The 18,572-nt window shown below is 39.4% G+C and carries 12 protein-coding genes; 9 read left to right on the forward strand and 3 right to left on the reverse strand.

Features of this window, described 5'->3' with window-relative positions:
• Positions 1 to 17 precede the first annotated feature (17 nt).
• The 9 genes from CHRYMOREF3P_RS15155 to CHRYMOREF3P_RS15195 all read left to right on the forward strand — a co-directional run bounded on the left by CHRYMOREF3P_RS15155 (position 18) and on the right by CHRYMOREF3P_RS15195 (position 14,684).
• Positions 18 to 1,316: an MFS transporter gene (locus tag CHRYMOREF3P_RS15155; protein ID WP_180564961.1), complete on the forward strand. Its 1,299-nt coding sequence runs from the start codon at positions 18 to 20 to the stop codon at positions 1,314 to 1,316.
• 34 nt (positions 1,317 to 1,350) lie between these two features.
• Positions 1,351 to 2,322, forward strand: coding sequence for a glycoside hydrolase family 130 protein (locus CHRYMOREF3P_RS15160; protein ID WP_047376309.1), 972 nt, complete (start codon positions 1,351 to 1,353; stop codon positions 2,320 to 2,322).
• 116 nt (positions 2,323 to 2,438) lie between these two features.
• The gene (locus tag CHRYMOREF3P_RS15165; RefSeq protein WP_077413678.1) at positions 2,439 to 4,670 is read left to right on the forward strand and encodes a GH92 family glycosyl hydrolase; all 2,232 of its coding nucleotides are present in this window, start codon (positions 2,439 to 2,441) and stop codon (positions 4,668 to 4,670) included.
• Between the two features lie 31 nt (positions 4,671 to 4,701).
• Complete coding sequence (locus tag CHRYMOREF3P_RS15170; protein WP_180564962.1) at positions 4,702 to 6,129, forward strand: glycoside hydrolase family 125 protein; 1,428 nt, start codon at positions 4,702 to 4,704, stop codon at positions 6,127 to 6,129.
• A 110-nt stretch (positions 6,130 to 6,239) separates the two neighbouring features.
• On the forward strand, positions 6,240 to 8,399 hold the full coding sequence (locus tag CHRYMOREF3P_RS15175) for an endo-beta-N-acetylglucosaminidase H (protein WP_180564963.1): 2,160 nt from the start codon (positions 6,240 to 6,242) through the stop codon (positions 8,397 to 8,399).
• Between the two features lie 57 nt (positions 8,400 to 8,456).
• Entirely contained in the window at positions 8,457 to 10,865 is a 2,409-nt protein-coding gene (locus CHRYMOREF3P_RS15180) for an endo-beta-N-acetylglucosaminidase H (protein WP_180564964.1), read from the forward strand.
• Positions 10,866 to 10,996: 131 nt separating this feature from the next.
• Entirely contained in the window at positions 10,997 to 11,857 is an 861-nt protein-coding gene (locus tag CHRYMOREF3P_RS15185; protein ID WP_180564965.1) for an ROK family protein, read from the forward strand.
• A 21-nt stretch (positions 11,858 to 11,878) separates the two neighbouring features.
• Positions 11,879 to 14,161: a GH92 family glycosyl hydrolase gene (locus tag CHRYMOREF3P_RS15190; RefSeq protein WP_180564966.1), complete on the forward strand. Its 2,283-nt coding sequence runs from the start codon at positions 11,879 to 11,881 to the stop codon at positions 14,159 to 14,161.
• A gap of 25 nt (positions 14,162 to 14,186) precedes the next feature.
• Positions 14,187 to 14,684, forward strand: coding sequence for a phosphoheptose isomerase (locus CHRYMOREF3P_RS15195; RefSeq protein ID WP_180564967.1), 498 nt, complete (start codon positions 14,187 to 14,189; stop codon positions 14,682 to 14,684).
• A 93-nt stretch (positions 14,685 to 14,777) separates the two neighbouring features.
• Here CHRYMOREF3P_RS15195 and CHRYMOREF3P_RS15200 read toward each other — a convergent pair whose 3' ends face one another.
• The 3 genes from CHRYMOREF3P_RS15200 to CHRYMOREF3P_RS15210 all read right to left on the reverse strand — a co-directional run bounded on the left by CHRYMOREF3P_RS15200 (position 14,778) and on the right by CHRYMOREF3P_RS15210 (position 18,570).
• Entirely contained in the window at positions 14,778 to 17,483 is a 2,706-nt protein-coding gene (locus tag CHRYMOREF3P_RS15200; RefSeq protein WP_077413440.1) for a TonB-dependent receptor domain-containing protein, read from the reverse strand.
• A 69-nt stretch (positions 17,484 to 17,552) separates the two neighbouring features.
• Complete coding sequence (locus CHRYMOREF3P_RS15205) at positions 17,553 to 17,915, reverse strand: hypothetical protein (protein ID WP_232539042.1); 363 nt, start codon at positions 17,913 to 17,915, stop codon at positions 17,553 to 17,555.
• Between the two features lie 19 nt (positions 17,916 to 17,934).
• Positions 17,935 to 18,570, reverse strand: a complete 636-nt coding sequence (locus tag CHRYMOREF3P_RS15210; RefSeq protein ID WP_228408601.1) for a hypothetical protein — start codon at positions 18,568 to 18,570, stop codon at positions 17,935 to 17,937.
• Positions 18,571 to 18,572 lie beyond the last annotated feature (2 nt).

Consider the following 18,572-nt stretch of genomic DNA (forward strand, 5'->3'; position numbering starts at 1 on the left):
GAATCTTATTTTTAAATATGGGAAAAAACAACTCCGGAACCCGTCGGATACAGCCAATTCTTTGGATTTCCACATTGTACTTTGCAATGGGTATACCCTTTGTAACTATTAATGCGGTTTCAGGAATCATGTATAAAGATATGGGAGTTTCGGATTCACAGATCACATTCTGGACAGCCCTTATCCTGTTCTCCTGGACGTTAAAGCCGCTTTGGAGCCCGTTCCTGGAGATCTATAAAACAAAAAAATTCTTTGTTGTTTCTACTCAGTTTGCCATAGGAATTCTGTTTGCATTAGTAGCGTTAAGTCTGCCGATGCATGATTTTTTCAAATACAGTATTGCACTTTTTGCTGTAATAGCATTTTGTGGAGCTACCCATGATGTGGTAGCAGACGGAACGTATATTGGCTTTCTTACCAATAAAGAGCAGGCAAAATATATCGGTTGGCAGGGCGCTTTTTACAATCTGGCGAAGATTATCAGCAGTGGAGCACTCGTTTATTTTGCAGGTATTTTAGAAAAAACAAAAGGCGTTACCAATGCCTGGATGATCATTATGGTGATCTATGCATTACTGTTTTTTGTATTGGCTATCTACCACTATTTCATGCTGCCAAAAGAAAATAAAGAAGAACTGAAAGATGAGAAAACGGCCGGAAATGTTCGTAAAGAATTGTTGGAAGTGATTACCTCTTTCTTTACCAAAAAGAAGATTCTGTGGTGTATACTCTTCATCATCCTATATCGTTTTGCAGAAGGATTTGCAATCAAAATTGCTCCATTATTTTTTAAAGCTCCAAGAACTTCAGGAGGATTGGGGTTATCCACTTCAGACATCGGACTTGTCTATGGAACTTATGGTTCCGGGGCATTCATTTTAGGTTCTGTTCTGGCGGGATATTTTATCTCAGCCCGTGGACTGAAAAAATCTTTGATCTGGTTATGTTGTGCATTTAATATTCCATTTGTGGTATATGCTTTATTAGCGCATTATCAGCCTTCAGATCTATTGCCTGTGGGAATTGCTGTGGTGGTAGAATATTTCGGCTATGGATTTGGTTTTGTAGGATTAATGCTCTACATGATGCAGCAGATTGCTCCAGGAAAACACAAAACTGCTCATTATGCTTTTGCAACAGGAATTATGAATCTTGGCGTAATGATTCCCGGAATGTTCAGTGGGATGATCAGTGACTGGATCGGATACAAAATGTTCTTTATCTGGGTCCTGATTGCTACGATTCCTGCATTCTTGGCCACTTTATTCGTTCCTTTCCCTTATCCGGAAAATCAGAAAGAACAACAAATCAATTAATAATAATTTAAAAATAAAAAGTAAAAAATACTTTATGACAGCTCAATCAGTAATGATCCCCTGGCAGGATCGCCCGGAAGGTTGCAATGATATCATGTGGAGGTTTTCCGAAAACCCGATCATTAACAGATACGCGATACCAACATCCAACAGTATATTCAACAGCGCAGTAATTCCTTTTGAGGATGGATTTGCAGGGGTATTCCGTTGTGATAACAAGGCAGTACAGATGAATATTTTCGCCGGTTTCAGTAAAGATGGAATCAATTGGGACATCAATCATGATCCTATTGAAATGCAGGCAGGAAATACAGATATGATCGAATCCGATTACAAATACGATCCCCGCGTTACTTTTATAGAAGATCGCTACTGGATTACATGGTGTAACGGATACAATGGTCCTACCATCGGAATTGGATATACTTTTGATTTTAAAGAATTTTTTCAGTGTGAAAATGCCTTTCTTCCCTTCAACAGAAACGGCGTTTTATTCCCTGAAAAAATCAATGGTAAATATGCCATGTTGAGCCGTCCTAGTGATAACGGACATACGCCTTTCGGTGATATTTATATCAGCTACAGCCCTGATATGAAGTACTGGGGAGAGCACCGTTGCGTGATGAAAGTAACTCCTTTTGAAGACAGTGCATGGCAGTGTACAAAAATAGGAGGAGGGCCGGTTCCTATCAAAACAGAAGAAGGATGGCTGCTTTTCTATCATGGAGTGATCAATACCTGCAGAGGATTCAGGTATTCTATGGGAGCAGCTTTGCTTGATCTTGAAGATCCTACAAAAGTATTGTACAGAACGAAGCCTTATCTGTTGGCTCCGGCTGAATTGTATGAACTGACAGGAGATGTACCGAATGTGGTTTTCCCTTGTGCAGCCCTTACAGAAGGTGACAAAGTAACAGTATATTATGGTGCTGCTGATACCGTAGTTGCGATTGCCTTTGGATATATCTCAGAAATCATTGATTTTATGAAAAAGAATTCAATTTAATACAGTAATATAAAGTTTAGGAAAATAGGTTAATCATCTTAATTTTCCCGTTTTCTGGGAATTTTATAATGGTTTTCCTATTTTTAAACAAAAAAATCTCCGATACCTCTCTTATCATGAAAAAAGAACTGATTATCTGCTTTTTTACAGCCCTGTTTTCTGTAGCCAGTGCCCAGCAAAATAAAAATGATGTTTTATCCTGGGTAGACCCTTTCATAGGCACAGGAGGACATGGCCATACGTTTCCGGGGGCAACTACGCCTTTCGGGATGATACAGCTGAGTCCGGATCAGAATACAAAAAGTGGCGACTGGGACTGGTGTTCCGGATATCACTACAGCAGTAAAACGATTATGGGATTCAGTCATAACCATCTTAGCGGAACAGGATGGGCAGACCTTGGAGATATTCTGGTAATGCCTACTGTGGGACAGGTAAAAATGGTTCCGGGATCTGAGGAAAACCCTGAAACAGGTTACCGTTCAAAATTCACGCACGATAAAGAAGTGGCATCTCCGGGATACTATTCTGTAATGCTGGACAGCTATGGAATAAAAGCAGAACTTACCGCTTCTCCAAGAGTAGGATTTCATAAATATACTTTCCCGAAAAGTGATGAGTCTAATATCATTATTGATCCAACGAATAAAATCTTCGGAAATATCTACCACACTTTGATAAGTGTAGAAGGCAATAATAAAATCAAAGGTTACTGTTACAGCAATGGTTGGGGAGGTAAACGATTTGCATACTTCGTCATGGAGTTTTCCAAACCGTTTAAGTCTTACGGCGTTTATGCTGACGGAAAAATCAAAAATGATGAAAAAATTGCCCTTGCCAAGGATGCTAAAGCCTTTGTAAGATTCTCTACAGAAGATCAGGAAAGTATTGAAGTAAAAGTATCACTGTCTCCGGTGAGTACAGAAAACGCACAGGAAAATTTCGATACTGAAGCAAAAAATATTGACTTTGCAAAAGCGAAGGAAACAGCTCAAAAGACATGGAGAGATTTGATCGGCAGATTCCAGGTGACTGGAGGTACAGACAGCCAGAGAAAAATTTTCTACACAGGCGTTTACCACACATTCATTGCACCAAATCTTTATATGGATGCCAATGGAGATTATGTGGCCGCTCAGGAAAACATGAATACAAAATGGTTCACGAATTACAGTACCTATTCCTACTGGGATGGATTCAGAGCAACTCACCCGCTGTTGACCATTATGGATCAGAAACACACAAAAGAATTTGCCAATTCCCTGATCAGCAGATATACAGATCGTAAAGACCACATGCCAATCTGGGAACTTTGCGGATATGATAACTTCTGTATGTTAGGGTATCACAGTGCTTCGGTAATTTGGGATGCTATTTCCAAAGGTGTTCCGGGTATTGACGCGGAAAAAGCATTTGCTGCTATGAAAGATGCTTCTTTAACAGATAAAATGAGCAGCAGTGATGGTGGCGGAGGTCTTAATGATTATATTAAATTAGGCTACACCCCATCAGAAAACGGTGCTTCAGTTTCTGCAACACTGGAATATTCATATGATGACTGGTGTATTCAGCAGCTTGCAGAAAAACTAGGGAAGAAAGAGGAATCAGAAGTATATAAAAAACGTTCTATGAACTTCCTGAACACTTTCAATAAAGAAAACAATCACTTCTGGCCAAGACAAAAAGACGGGAAATTCTTAGCAGATTTTACTCTTAACGACTGGAAAAAACTGCAGCCACACTGGGTTTCCGGAAACATCTGGGCTTACGATTTCTTTGTTCCTCATCAGATTGATGAAATGATGAATCTGTATGGAGGGAAAAAAGGATTTGAAGAAAAACTGGATAAAACCTTTACAGAAGCCCTTCATATGGAAGGAGAACAGCATGTTGATATCTCAGGATTTATCGGATCTCTAGGATTTGGTGATGAGCCGGGACATCATGTTCCGTACCTGTACAATTATGCAGGAAGCCCTTACAAGACTCAGAAAATGGTAAAATTTATCCGTGACAATATGTACGCGGCAAAACCGGACGGAATCGTCAATAACGAAGATTGCGGTCAAATGTCGGCATGGTATATTTTCTCTTCATTAGGATTCTATCCTGTGACACCGGGGAAACCTGTTTATGCTATCGGAGCACCACAGTTCCCAAAAGCTTCTTTACAATTGGAGAACGGAAAAACGTTTACCGTGATTGCAGACAAAATATCTGACAAGAATATCTATGTTCAGAAAATGTTCCTGAACGGAAAAGAATACAAAAGCTGGGAATTGAATCACAGTGATATTATGAACGGTGGCGAGCTTAGATTTGTAATGGGCAGCAGACCGGTAAAATAAGACTAATAAAAATAAACGAAACAAAGTATCAATGGAAAGGAGAAATTTTATTAAAACAAGTGCACTGGCAGGAGCCGGATTGCTGTTTACTCAGAATGTTTTTGCAAAAAATTTAGTATTGGACGATTTTCCTGTTGTCCGCGTTCCTAAAGAAAAAAGACATTTTACCAGCGAATCCGTAGAAAATGCTATTGCTGCTTTTAAAAAGAAAGTTAAAAACAAAGAACTCAGCTGGCTCTTTGAAAACAGCTTTCCCAATACATTAGATACTACTGTTTTCTATAGTGAAACCAACGGAACGCCTGATACGTACGTAATCACAGGGGATATTGATGCTATGTGGCTTCGTGACAGTTCTGCACAGGTTTTCCCTTACCTGCAGTTCTCCAAAAAAGATGAAAAGCTGCACAAGCTGATCTCAGGAGTGATTCATAAGCAGACTACTTTTATCCTGAAAGATCCTTATGCAAATGCTTTCTACAACGATGACCAAAAGATCAGTAAATGGAAAGAATATGACCATACCGATATGAAGCCGGGAACCCATGAAAGAAAATGGGAAATAGACTCTCTTTGCTATCCTATCCGTTTGGCCTATCACTTCTGGAAAACAACAGGAGATACAAAACCTTTCGATGCCAACTGGCTGAAAGGAATAAAACTTACTTTGCAGACCTTTACAGAACAGCAGAGAAAAAATGATCTGGGACCTTACAAATTTGAGCGTACAACAGCATGGGCAACAGATGGAGTTCCTATGGGTGGATATGGTTATCCGACGAAACCTGTAGGATTGATCAGTTCTATGTTCCGTCCAAGTGATGATGCTACCATCTACGGATTCCTGATTCCATCTAACCTATTTGCAGTAGTAAGCTTACGCCAGGCTGCGGAAATGGTTTCTCAGATTAAAAATGAAAAAACACTGGCTCAACAACTGAACAGCCTTGCTGATGAAGTAGATACAGCCATCAAAAAATACGGAATTTACAATCATCCTGAATTTGGAAAAATCTATGCTTTTGAAGTAAATGGCTTTGGAAGCTACAACCTGATGGATGATGCGAACTGTCCAAGCTTGCTGGGACTGCCTTATCTGGATGCGGTGAAAGCTGATGACCCTGTGTATTTGAATACAAGAAAATTTGTGTGGTCAGAAAATAACCCGTTCTTCTTCAAAGGAAAGCTGGCAGAAGGAATAGGAGGTCCACATATCGGATTGGATATGATCTGGCCAATGAGTATCATAATGAAGGCACTCACTACCAATGACAAAAGTGAGATCAGATGGTGTATAGATACCTTACAGAAAACGCACGGAGGAACAGGCTTTATGCATGAATCCTTCCATAAAGACGATGCTAAAAAGTTCACCAGAGAATGGTTTGCATGGGCAAATACGCTATTCGGTGAATTGTTATGGAAAACCTTTAACGAAAACCCGGAGCTACTGACATAGCCCTTCCTTTTATATGGTGTATTCATTTGAGATTCCTTCCTGAAAAAGAAGGTGTCAGGGGAATGCTATATAAAATTCAGACACCAAAAACACCTTAAAAAAATTATACAATGAAAAAAAAATCCATCTTTACTGCACTGATTGCCATGATGCTTCAGTCAGGGTCTCTGATTAACGCACAACAGCTTAGTCCTACCGGAATATGCTATGTAGAAGTGAACAACAACAACCTCCTGAATGCAGGAGCGTACAAACTGCAGACATCAAACAGCTATCTGTTCAATGTGGTGAATATTTTTGCGGCTAATATTAATTATGATACCAGCCGTGGAAGAGCGTATCTGTATTCCAATAATAACGTTACCAAGGTTCTTACCAATGCAGATACCTACATAAAGCCACTTCAGCAAAAAGGAATGAAAGTAGTACTGACGATTTTGGGAAATCACCAGGGAGCGGGAATCTGTAATTTCCCTACCCGTGAAGCAGCAAAAGACTTTGCATTACAGCTTGCCAATACAGTGAATACCTATGGTCTTGATGGAATTGATTTTGATGATGAATACTCAGAATACGGAAACAATGGGACAGGGCAGCCTAATGACAGTTCTTTTGTAATGCTTGTTCAGGAGCTCAGAGCACTATTACCGAATAAAATTATTTCATTCTATTATTATGGTCCTGCAGCTTCAAAACTTTCCTGGAACGGAGCCAGAGTAGGGGATAATGTCAATTACAGTTGGAACGCAATGTATGGAACATTCTCCGCTCCAAATGTACCTCCTCTTACTAAAGCACAAATCTCTCCTGCTGCCGTATGGATGGGAAATACTTCCAATTCTACAACCACCAGTCTGGCTACACAGACCAAAAATGGCGGATACGGAGTATTCATGTGGTATGATTTACATGGAACTAATGAAACGTCACAACTTTCAGCAGGAACTCAGACGTTGTACGGAGAGCCAACTGTTTTAAGCGGTACTTTACAGTCATGGACACAAGGGGCAAATTGTGATGCGCCTATTGGGTTGTACACAAGCAATCTTACAGGAACAAGTGCAAAACTGAATTGGTCAGCCGTAGGAACCAATACCTATGATATTGATTATAAACCGGCTTCTTCAACAACTTGGACGAATGCTGTATCAGCAACAGGCTCCACTTCTGTAACCATTTCCGGATTAACAGCCAATACCGAGTATGACTGGAGAATCAGAACGAATTGTAGTGTGAAAAGTGCCTATATGTTTGCTCCAAGATTTACAAGCACTTCAGGAACGGCTCCTACAGGTTCTTACGCATTATCTTTAGATGGAAGCACTGAATCAGGAACTGCCGGAAATCTTACACTAAGCGGTTCTGCATTATCTTTTGAAGGCTGGATCAAACCTTCATCCTTTAAATCAGCTTCTCCTTATATCTCTTCTATCATGGGAACAGAAGTAAGCGACAGCAATTCTGCATTCTTAAGATTAGGAGATGCCAGCCTGGCAAATAATAAGCTTCAGTTTGTTGTAAGTATTAATAATGTACAGCAAAAACTGGCCTCTGCAACAGCTTTGAATGCCAATACTTGGTATCATGTGGCGGCTACCTATGATGGTGCCAACATGAAATTGTATATCAACGGTGTTCTGGATGCAACTAAAGCACAAACCGGAAATGTGAATTCAACAGGAGCATTCAATGTAGGATATTTATATAATACATCAAGAAACTTCAATGGAAAAATAGATGAGGTAAGAGTATGGAAACGTGCATTAAGCCAAACGGAAATCAGTCAGAATATGTGTAATGTAACAGTTCCGGCAACATCATTAGCTGCCTACTGGAAGTTTAACGAAGGCAGTGGTTCTACTGTTCAGGATACTTCAGGAAATGGCGTGACTTTAACATTGACAGGTGTTGATGCTTCCAATTGGGGAACAGATCTGCCATGTACAACAGGAACTTCATTATTAGCAAGAAATGCTTCGATCCAAAAGGCAGTAAATGCAGGACAGATAAACATTAAAAATCAGATAAAATTATATCCTAATCCGGTAAGCAAGTCTTCATCACTTACAGTTTCTGTTCCGGATGAATACAGCAAAGGAAAATTAACGGTTTATGATTTTAATGGAAGAATCGTAGATACGAAATCACTGAACTCCGGAGACAATCAGTATCAGTATGAATTGACCAGACTTTCGGCAGGAAACTATATTCTTCAGTTTGAATCTCATGATGGAAGCTTAAAACAATCCGAAAAACTAATTGTAAAATAATAACCACAGTCATTGGGCTTCGGCCCAATGATTTTTCTACTACAAAATTGATATACTATGAGAAAAAAATCCTTTTTTATTCCCCTGATGGCCTTAATGCTTCAGTCAGCCCCATTACTCAAGGCACAGCAGCTAGATCCTTTAGGAATCTGCTATGTGGAGGTGAACAACAATAATATGCTGAACGCAGGTTCCTATACTTTGCAGAATACCAACAGACAGCTTTTTGACGTTGCTATTATTTTTGCAGCGAATATCAATTATGATGTTTCTAAAAACAGAGCTTATATTTCAAACAATAATAACGTCACTAAAGTCCTTAATGATGTCAATACCTATGTAAAACCTTTACAGCAAAAAGGAATAAAAGTATTACTGGATCTTTTAGGAAATCACCAGGGAGCAGGAATTTCTAATTTTCCAAACCGTGAAGCGGCTAAAGATTTTGCGTTACAGGTTGCTCATACTGTCTATACTTATGGCTTGGATGGAGTAGACCTTGATGATGAATATGCAGGATACGGAAATAACGGAACGGGGCAGCCTAATAACAGTTCTTTTGTCATGCTTCTGCAGGAATTAAAAGCAGCAATGCCGGATAAACTGATTACATTCTACTACTATGGCCCGGCTACAACCAGACAAACTTATAATGGAGATTTAGCAGGAAACTATATCGATTACACATGGAATGCGATGTACAGTACATACAATGCGCCTGTAGTTCCTCCTCTTAATAAATCCAAAATCTCTGCAGCGGCAACATGGATTCAAAACTCGAATCCAAGCTCAACTTCTGCCACTACACTGGCAAGCTTAGCGACCAGCACAAAAAATGATCAATATGGGGTATTCATGTGGTATGATCTGGCAGGAACTAATGTAGCCAGCTACCTGAGTACAGGCTCCAATATTCTCTATAATGAAAACACACTTTTAAGTGGTCAGTTGTACTCATGGTCTCAGGGACAAACATGTGATCCGCCATTAGGACTCGATGTTTCAAACGTGACAGGAACTTCAGCAAAACTGAACTGGACTTCCAATGCTTCCCAGTCTTATAATATTGATTACAAACCAGCCAATTCTACAGTATGGACGAATGTGGCCAGTAACTATTCAGGAAATAATATTGTCATCAATAACCTTACCCTGAATACCAATTACGATTGGAGAATACAGTCCAACTGCTCACCGACATTAACAAGTACTTATATTTTTGCACCAAGGTTTAACTCCGGAAGTGGCTGCACTACGCCATCAGGATTAACTTCCGGAAGTTTCCTTGGTAATATTGCTCAGCTATCCTGGGATGCAGGAAATGCAACTTCATATACACTGCAATATAAAACTGCAGCAGCTACAACATGGTCTGAAATTCCGAATATTACAACCAATTCTTACGCACTTCAAAATCTTACCCCAAATACAAGTTATGTATGGAAAGTACAGGCGGGATGTGCCGGAGGAACTACAAGTACTTATTCAGGAGAAGGATCATTCAACAGTGGCTTTGCACCTGTTACAAGTCCCGGAGCAAGATCTCTTTCTTTCAACGGAAGCACGCACTATCTTAATGCAGGACAGTTTAACCTGAGCGGAAATGCGATGACATTTGAAGGATGGGTAAAAGTAAATGCTTTCAAAACAGGATTCCCTTATATTTCATCAGTAATGGGAGTGGAAGTAGGAGATAATAACTCGGCAATGCTTAGATTCGGAGACGGAAATCTGGCGAATAACAAACTTCAGTTTATCCTGAGCTTCGGTTCATCACAGGTAAAATTGAATACAAATACAGCATTCAATACCAATACATGGTATCATATAGCAGCCACTTATGATGGGGCAGCAATGAAAATTTATGTCAATGGGAACCTTGATGCCAGCTTTGCAGTAACGGGTAACTTTACAGCAAACGGAATTCTGTATTTGGGAAGAAACTATGACAATTCCCGTACAATCAACGGATTCCTTGATGAATTCAGAGTGTGGAAAAAAGCGTTGACTCCTCAGGAAATATTGAGTAACAGCTGTAATGTTCCTGCCAATTCCACTGGCCTTGAAGCTAATTGGAAAATGGATGAAGGAAGTGGTTTAGGTGCATTAGATGCTACGGCAAACACTCATTTTGCAGCCCTGATCAATATGACAGATGCCAACTGGAGAACAGACGTTGCCTGTGCTTCATCTCTTGCCGTGAAAGATATTGAATCGGTAAAAGAGAACAGTACAGTCTATCCAAATCCTGTGAAAAGAGGAAATGATATTCACTTTGCCATCAGCGACAACTCTGCAAGTGAAGTAGCATTGTATGATGTTTCAGGAAAATTATTCAAAAAACAGAACATTAATCAAAATAATAACGCCGTGAATACACAGGATTTAATCAGTGGTACTTATATTTACAAGATTACATCCGCAAACAGTAAAGTAATTTCAACCGGTAAAATTATTGTAAAGTAAGATTCAGATAATGATATAGTTATCAGGATTATAAATATAAAGTCTGAAATACAAAGCAGACAGACAGGATATGTATTCCTGTTTGTCTGTTTTTTCAGTCACAGGATGGCTTGAATTAAAAATAAATAATAATGCAGAATATAGTAGGAATAGATATCGGAGGGTCACACATTACGCTGGCTCAGGTAAATCCGGAAAAACGTGAAATCATTTCTTCAACCTATGTAAGAGAACATGTAGATGCTTTTGAAAGTAAAGAAGTTATTTTTTCAGCATGGGTTTCGGCCATTGAAAAAGTAGCTCACAATCTGGTAAAGGAAGACCTTTTAATTGGTATCGCAATGCCGGGACCTTTCGATTATGAAAACGGAATATCACTGATGCAGCAGGGAAAATTTATTGATATCTATCAGGTCAATATTAAAGAAGAGCTGGCAAAAAGACTGGATATTTCTCAGGAACGGATTCATTTTGTAAATGACGCGGCGGCCTTCATGGAAGGGGAAGTATTCGGAGGTTGTGCTCAGGGATTCGGTAGTGCTTTTGGAGTGACTCTCGGTACAGGATTGGGAACGACCTTCTTTAATGGAGAATTTGCTTCCGATGAAGACTTGTGGGATTCTCCTTTCAGAGATTCTATCTGTGAAGACTATCTGGCAACACGCTGGTTTGTGAATCATTATAAAGAACTGACCGGAGAAGAAATCTCGGGAACCAAAGATTTGTTGGATAAACCCGCAGAAATACAGACCAGAATGTTTGATGAATATGCAGACTCTTTTTCAGAATTTATCGTGAAATATGTAGATCGTTACAAACCGGAAGTTTTAGTTATAGGAGGGAATATTGCCAAGGCATATCCTCATTTTGAGCAAAGATTTATTCAGAATTTAACAAAGAATAATATTAACTTGCAGGTTAAAATTTCTGCCATATTTGAAGATGCCGCCATTCTTGGAGCTGCCAGCTATGCATTAAAAAAGCTTATATAAATTAACAAACGAAAAGATACAATGAAGTTTATATTTTCTACTTGCTTACTGTTATTACAGGCCTGGGTTTTAGGCCAGAATGTATCTCCCGTAGATTATGTGAATCCTTTGATGGGAACACAATCCAAACCCTCATTATCCAACGGAAATACCTATCCGGCAGTCGGACTTCCATGGGGAATGAATATCTGGACACCGCAAACCGGTAAGATGGGCGATGGATGGGCATATACCTACGATGCAGATAAAATAAAAGGATTCAAACAAACCCACCAGCCATCTCCCTGGATGAATGATTATGGCGCATTTGCCATCATGCCGGGAGTAGGAAAAGTGAAATTTAAAGAAGACGACAGAGCGAGCTGGTTCAGCCATAAAGCTGAGGTTACTACGCCTTATTTCTATAGTGTTTACTTAGCTGATATTAATGTTACAACAGAATTTACCCCTACAGAAAGAGCCTCTTATTTTAAATTTGATTTTCCAAAGACAGACAGTGCTTATGTAGTTGTTGATGCACTGAACAAAGGATCTTATATTAAGATTTTACCGAAGGAAAGAAAAATTCTGGGCTATACGACAAGATATTCTACCGGGAAATATGAAAATTTTAAAAACTATTTTGTCATTCAGTTTGATAAAGATTTTGAACTGACAAAAACCTGGAAAGACGATAAACTGGTGAATGATCAGTTAGAAATTACCAGTGATCATACAGGTGCTGTAGTAGGGTTTAAGCTTAAAAATAAAGAAACGGTTTATGCAAAAGTAGCCTCTTCATTCATCAGCTTTGAACAGGCAGAACTGAATTTGAGAAGAGAAATCGGGACCAAAAATTTTGAACAGGTAAAAACGGATGCCAAAAATATCTGGAACAAAACATTAGGGAAAATAGACGTAAAAGGAGGGACGGATCAGCAGATGAGAACCTTTTATTCTTCTTTATACAGGACTTTATTCTTCCCACAAAAGTTATATGAAATAGATGCTCAGAACAAAATAAAACACTGGAGCCCTTACAATGGTAAAATTGCAGACGGAAGAATGTTTGCAGGAACCGGTTTCTGGGATACTTTCCGTGCTTTATATCCTTTCCTGAATCTTGTTTATCCAGGTATCAATGTAGAAATGCAGGAAGGATTGGCCAATGCTTACAAAGAAGGCGGTTTCTTACCAGAGTGGAGCAGTCCGGGATATTCTGATATTATGATTGGAAACAATTCTGCGTCTGTAGTGGCAGATGCTTACATTAAAGGACTTCGCGGATATGATACGGAAGCCCTTTGGCAGGCTGTAAAACACGGTGCCAATAATGCAGGTCCTATCGAAGCGGTAGGTCGTGCAGGAGTAGAATATTACAACACTTTGGGCTATGTACCTTACGATGTGAAAATCAATGAAAATGCCGCAAGAACACTGGAATATGCTTATGATGACTTTTCAATTTATCAGCTAGGAAAAGCACTTGGAAAACCCGCTTCAGAGATTGATATTTATAAGAAAAGAGCTTATAATTATAAAAATGTCTTTGACAAAGAAACAGGCTTAATGCGTGGTAAAAACAAAGATGGTAACTTCCAGAAACCTTTCAATCCTTTCAAATGGGGAGATGCTTTTACAGAAGGGAACAGCTGGCATTACACATGGTCTGTCTTCCAGGACATCGACGGTCTGGCAGAACTGATGGGTGGAAAGAAGAAATTCGAAGCCAAATTAGATGAGGTATTCTCATTACCACCGGTTTTTGATGACAGCTATTATGGAGGCGTGATTCACGAGATCAGAGAAATGCAGATTATGAATATGGGGCAGTATGCCCACGGAAACCAGCCGATTCAGCATATGATCTATCTGTACAATTATGCCGGATCACCTTACAAAACGCAATATTGGGCAAGACAGGTGATGAATAAATTGTATCATGCCACTCCGGATGGATATTGCGGAGATGAAGACAACGGACAGACTTCTGCCTGGTATATTTTCTCAGCCCTTGGATTTTATCCGGTAACTCCGGCTACAGATCAATATGTGTTGGGAGCACCATTGTTTAAAGAAGCAACCATTCATCTTGAAAATGGTAAGAAAATTGAAATAAAAGCTCCGGAAAATAATTCCGAAAATTTATATGTAAAATCTTTGAATGTAAATCAGCAGCCTTACTCCAAAAACTGGTTAAGCCATAAAGAACTGATGAAGGGCGCTGTGTTAGACTTTAAAATGGATAGCAAACCTAATAAAGAAAGAGGTTCACAGGAAAAAGATTTTCCATATTCAATGTCAAAAGAAGAATCAAATAAATAATTTTTAATTTAGAAATACAAGCTGTATGAGTACAGAAAAAAAAGAAATATTCGACAGAGTAGAAAGCATGCTGCAGACACAAGGTTTCAATATCGCAGCAAAAGATGATACAAGACCATGGGGAGGTTTCTTTGTGATTGATGAAACACAGGCGCAGGATTTTGCCAACCAGTATTTCGATGGTATTGATGTAAACAACCTGAGAATAGGAGGGAAGCTAAGCCCGAAAATTCTTATCGTTGCTCCGGAAGCAAGATTAAGCTGGCAGTACCACCACAGAAGAGCCGAAATCTGGCAGGTAGTGGAAGGAACTGTAGGAATCAAAAGAAGCAATACCGATGAAGAAGGAGCGTTGGGAGAATATGGTCCAAAAGATCAGGTGAAACTTCAGCAGGGAGAAAGACACAGATTGATAGGTCTTGCAGGCTGGGGAATTGTAGCCGAAATCTGGCAGCATACCGATGTATCCAATCCTTCAGATGAGGATGATATCGTAAGGGTACAGGATGATTTTGGAAGATAAATAGAAAAATCCGCTTCATTGAAGCGGATTTTTTATTGAGTAAGGAAGCTTGAGGCTGGAAGAAGGAAGTTAAGCACTCCCAGCTTCCAGCTTTTAAAACGTTACATCCAGCCCCACATAGACGTTTGCCTTCATAATGGGTGCATATACCATTCCTCCGTCAAAATAATTCCCGAAAGGATTTTTAAAATCAACAATCGCATTTTTCTGATAATAAGAAGTAAGGTTTTCACCACCTACATAAGCTCTGATCTTTTTATTGAAATTTCTTGAGATCTGAGCATTAAGAACGGCATACGATTCCGAATAGGTTGGTAGCTGAAATTCTGCCGGATTGCTTGAAGTATCAGGAAGTCTCTGTTTTCCAACCCAGTTTAAAGTCGTATCAAAACTCCAGAATCCTCCGTTATTATTTTTATTGGTAGAATATGCTAAATTCACAAATCCTCGGTGCTTAGCCATGAAAGGAACTTCTCTTCTTCCTCCGATATAATCTGCCTGTACATCATAATACTTATAAGCAAGCCTCACATCAAAGTTTTTGAAAGGGGTGAAGTCCCACTGGGTTTGGAATGAATTGGCAAATGATTTTCCTTCCAGATTATAGAATGTCAGCTGTTGGGGAGATTTGTCAAGATCCACCAATACCTGATCCTGGAAATCTGTTCTGAAGAAATCGGCAATGATGCTGGATTTTCTTCCGAATAATTTGAATTCCTGCTGTAAACTTGCCCCATAGTTCCAGGCAATTTCAGGTTTTAATCCGTAAATATTTCCTCCGTTGGATAAAATATTGATTGCTCTGTTCGATGCAAAATACTGCTGGCTTTCCGCAAATACATTAGCTGTTCTGAATCCTCTTCCCGCAGAAAGTCTTAAAATAGTCTGAGGCGTAAAATCATACTTGAAATTTAGCCTTGGCGTAAACTGAGTTCCTGCCAGATTGTGAAAATCCACTCTGGTTCCTGCTACTAATGTATATTTTAATCCCGTTAAGGTATATTCAGCAAAAATACCCGGTACAATTTCATTTCTTTTCAGATCGTTCAATAAATACGTTTCCTTATAACCGTCATATAAGAAACTTGCTCCGGCTTTATACTTATGGTTGGTATTTCCAATAATACTTTCAAAGATTAAATTGGAATAATACGTATGCTGCTGCCCTGCATAATTTCTCAGTCCGAAGAAACTATCCTGCTGATGATACACATATTGGTTCATCCATCCGATACTTTGGTAAGGTTTTCCTTTAAAAACATACCCTGTCTTATTCCAAACCTGAAATCTTGAAATATCAATTCCTACTCCATAAAAAGGCTGTTTGTCCTGAGCCAGTTTTTTATCAAAACCAACTTGTCCTGCCGTTCTTTCATCACGGATAAAGTTAATTCCGAAGTGAGATCCGAATCCTGACTTTTCAAGGTCGTTATAATTCAACAAATACGCGGCATTGATCTGGGTTCCTTTTGGTCTGTCCAGAAAACCGTCATCATTCATATCCGTGTTCCCGAAAGTTCCGTTTCCGTGAAGAAGGAAAGTTTGTGACCATTTATCGTTGATGGGAGAGACGTTGGTAATATTCACTTCAGCTCTTCCATTAAAATCAGAAAAAAGGTTCAGTGACGTCTCAGGAGTCTTCGCATTCTTCAAAAGTTCAGTATTGATCTGTCCTGTGATGCTTTCATAACCATTTGTTACAGTACTTCCTCCCTTAGTAAGCTGAATACTTTCAATCCATCTTCCCGGAATAAAATTTAAGCCATAAGCAGAAGCCAGACCTCTGATTTCGGGTAACTGTTCCTTCGTTAAGCTCGTATATTTCTGATCCAGACCAAGCATTTTCAGCTGTTTTGTTCCGGTAACGGCATTGCTGAAAGAAACATCTACGGTTGCATTCGTTTCGAAACTTTCAGAAAGATTACAGCAGGCTGCCTTTAAAAGTTCCTTTTTATCGATATTAAAAACAAGACCGGCTTCTTTCTTGCTTAAAGAAGTTGCTGCCTTAGAACCTGTTACCACTACACCGTCAATGTTTTTTTCATGTTGGGAATGATCCTCTTTAGCTGATGAGGTTCCGTTCTCTTTATGATCTTCATGCTTTGTACCTTCTTCATAATGTACTTTTGGATTAGGTTCACCAAAAGTAAAATCTCTGTCATACAGACAACATCCCGGAAGACCATTGTAAACAGCATCTGAAGCCTTATACTTTTCATTATCATGGCCAGCATCAGCAATAGCTTTTAAAATTTTATCTGATGAGGTTTTTGAGGGGTCAAAATTTAAAGTAACCGTTTGTTTTTCTGCATTCCATTCTGCAACACTGGCTCCGGCATCTTTTGATGCTTTTTCAATTCTGGCTTTACATGAAGCACAGTTTCCTCTCACATAGAACTCATTTTCTTTTTTAGCGGAAACAGAAGCATCTGTGTGATGATCATGGTGTGTTTCTGCCTGAGAAGGCTGCAGGTCTCTGTCATAATGACAACATCCCGGAAGTCCTTCATAGGTTGTATCAGACGCTTTGAATTTCTCATTATCATGACCCGCTTCTGCTACTTTTTTCAGGATAGCATCGGAAGATACCTTGTCTGTTTCTAATGTTAATGTCTGAAGATCAATAGAGTAAACTGCTGTTTTTGCGCCGGCTTTTTTCGCGGCACTTTCAATTCTTGTTTTGCACATTTCGCAGTTCCCTTTTACCTTGAACTGATTTTTTGAAAGTGTTTGAGCAGATATAAATTGTGTAAATAGGAATAATGCACCAAGTATTAACCTGGAAATAGATAATTTCATTTTATTTAAAAGTTTAAATTAATTAAAAAACAGCTCATTACATAGTATAATGAACTCGTGATATTTTAATTAAGCTATCTTAGGCGGTTGCCAGATTTCCTTTAAACGGTCTGAAATATATGGATCTGAATATTGAAACTGAGGATTCTTATTCGCTTTGTAATAAGATAGTTCCAAACGTAGATTTTTTGAGAAAGGAGTTTCAATAAAAGTATAGCAGGCAACACATGATGAACAGCAGTCATCATTACATGATTTTGTTTTGTCATGTTTGCTGTCTTTTTTTGAAGAATGATTTTTACAGCAGTCCATTTTCTTGGAAGATTCTGCTTTACAGCATGTTTCCTGCATTCCTTGCGCATAGAAGGCATCCTTGGGAATCAAAAAGACCCCCAGGCAAAATACTATTGCAAGTAGATGAAACAGCTTCATATCTGCAAAAATAAGAAATTTATGGCAAAGGATCACCAACTTTTAGAGAACAGCTGTGCCAAGGTTCACCATGTGCTGGGTTTAGCTTTGGTTTTTCTCCCATCGCCAGATTCTGTGCCGCAGGTGCAGGAGCAGGAGCAGTCTGAACTACATTTTGTGCCGATTGAGGAGCTTGTGCAGGTTTACTGTTTAAAGGCTGTCCTACCGGGATGTCACATCGGTGCCCGGGCTGTCCGTGTGGAGGATTCATTCCCGGAGCTGTTTTTGCCTGTTTTCCGTTGTTGTCAAGAGTGATTTTTCCTGGTGATACTGCATTAGGATCAATCTGGACGATATTATTTCCGTTTGCATTTATATTTTGTGAGGCCGCCGCTGTTGCAGGTTTACTGTTCAGGGGCTGTCCTACCGGAATGTCGCATCGGTGGCCAGGTTGTCCGTGTGGAGGATTCATCCCTGGGGCGGTAGCCATTGGAGCAGGAGTGGAGACAGATGAAATACCTGCCTGGTCCATTAATGTTGTGTTGGAGGTTGTATTAAGAGCAACGCTGGATTGCCCGGCATTGGCTTCTTCTTTTAAATAAGTGGCTTTCTCATCCTTTTTACAAGAGGCAGCTAATAGTGATACGGCGATCAAACCTATAAATGTATTCTTCATAT

The organism is Chryseobacterium sp. JV274, assembly GCF_903969135.1.
In the GTDB taxonomy this organism is placed as follows: domain Bacteria; phylum Bacteroidota; class Bacteroidia; order Flavobacteriales; family Weeksellaceae; genus Chryseobacterium.

What these genes read in the sequence shown, in the direction of transcription:
- CHRYMOREF3P_RS15155 (WP_180564961.1), top strand. Translation starts at nt 18, where the DNA reads ATGGGAAAAAACAACTCCGGAACCCGTCGGATACAGCCAATTCTTTGG.
- CHRYMOREF3P_RS15160 (WP_047376309.1), top strand. Translation starts at nt 1,351, where the DNA reads ATGACAGCTCAATCAGTAATGATCCCCTGGCAGGATCGCCCGGAAGGT.
- CHRYMOREF3P_RS15165 (WP_077413678.1), top strand. Translation starts at nt 2,439, where the DNA reads ATGAAAAAAGAACTGATTATCTGCTTTTTTACAGCCCTGTTTTCTGTA.
- CHRYMOREF3P_RS15170 (WP_180564962.1), top strand. Translation starts at nt 4,702, where the DNA reads ATGGAAAGGAGAAATTTTATTAAAACAAGTGCACTGGCAGGAGCCGGA.
- CHRYMOREF3P_RS15175 (WP_180564963.1), top strand. Translation starts at nt 6,240, where the DNA reads ATGAAAAAAAAATCCATCTTTACTGCACTGATTGCCATGATGCTTCAG.
- CHRYMOREF3P_RS15180 (WP_180564964.1), top strand. Translation starts at nt 8,457, where the DNA reads ATGAGAAAAAAATCCTTTTTTATTCCCCTGATGGCCTTAATGCTTCAG.
- CHRYMOREF3P_RS15185 (WP_180564965.1), top strand. Translation starts at nt 10,997, where the DNA reads ATGCAGAATATAGTAGGAATAGATATCGGAGGGTCACACATTACGCTG.
- CHRYMOREF3P_RS15190 (WP_180564966.1), top strand. Translation starts at nt 11,879, where the DNA reads ATGAAGTTTATATTTTCTACTTGCTTACTGTTATTACAGGCCTGGGTT.
- CHRYMOREF3P_RS15195 (WP_180564967.1), top strand. Translation starts at nt 14,187, where the DNA reads ATGAGTACAGAAAAAAAAGAAATATTCGACAGAGTAGAAAGCATGCTG.
- CHRYMOREF3P_RS15200 (WP_077413440.1), bottom strand. Translation starts at nt 17,483, where the DNA reads ATGAAATTATCTATTTCCAGGTTAATACTTGGTGCATTATTCCTATTT.
- CHRYMOREF3P_RS15205 (WP_232539042.1), bottom strand. Translation starts at nt 17,915, where the DNA reads ATGAAGCTGTTTCATCTACTTGCAATAGTATTTTGCCTGGGGGTCTTT.
- CHRYMOREF3P_RS15210 (WP_228408601.1), bottom strand. Translation starts at nt 18,570, where the DNA reads ATGAAGAATACATTTATAGGTTTGATCGCCGTATCACTATTAGCTGCC.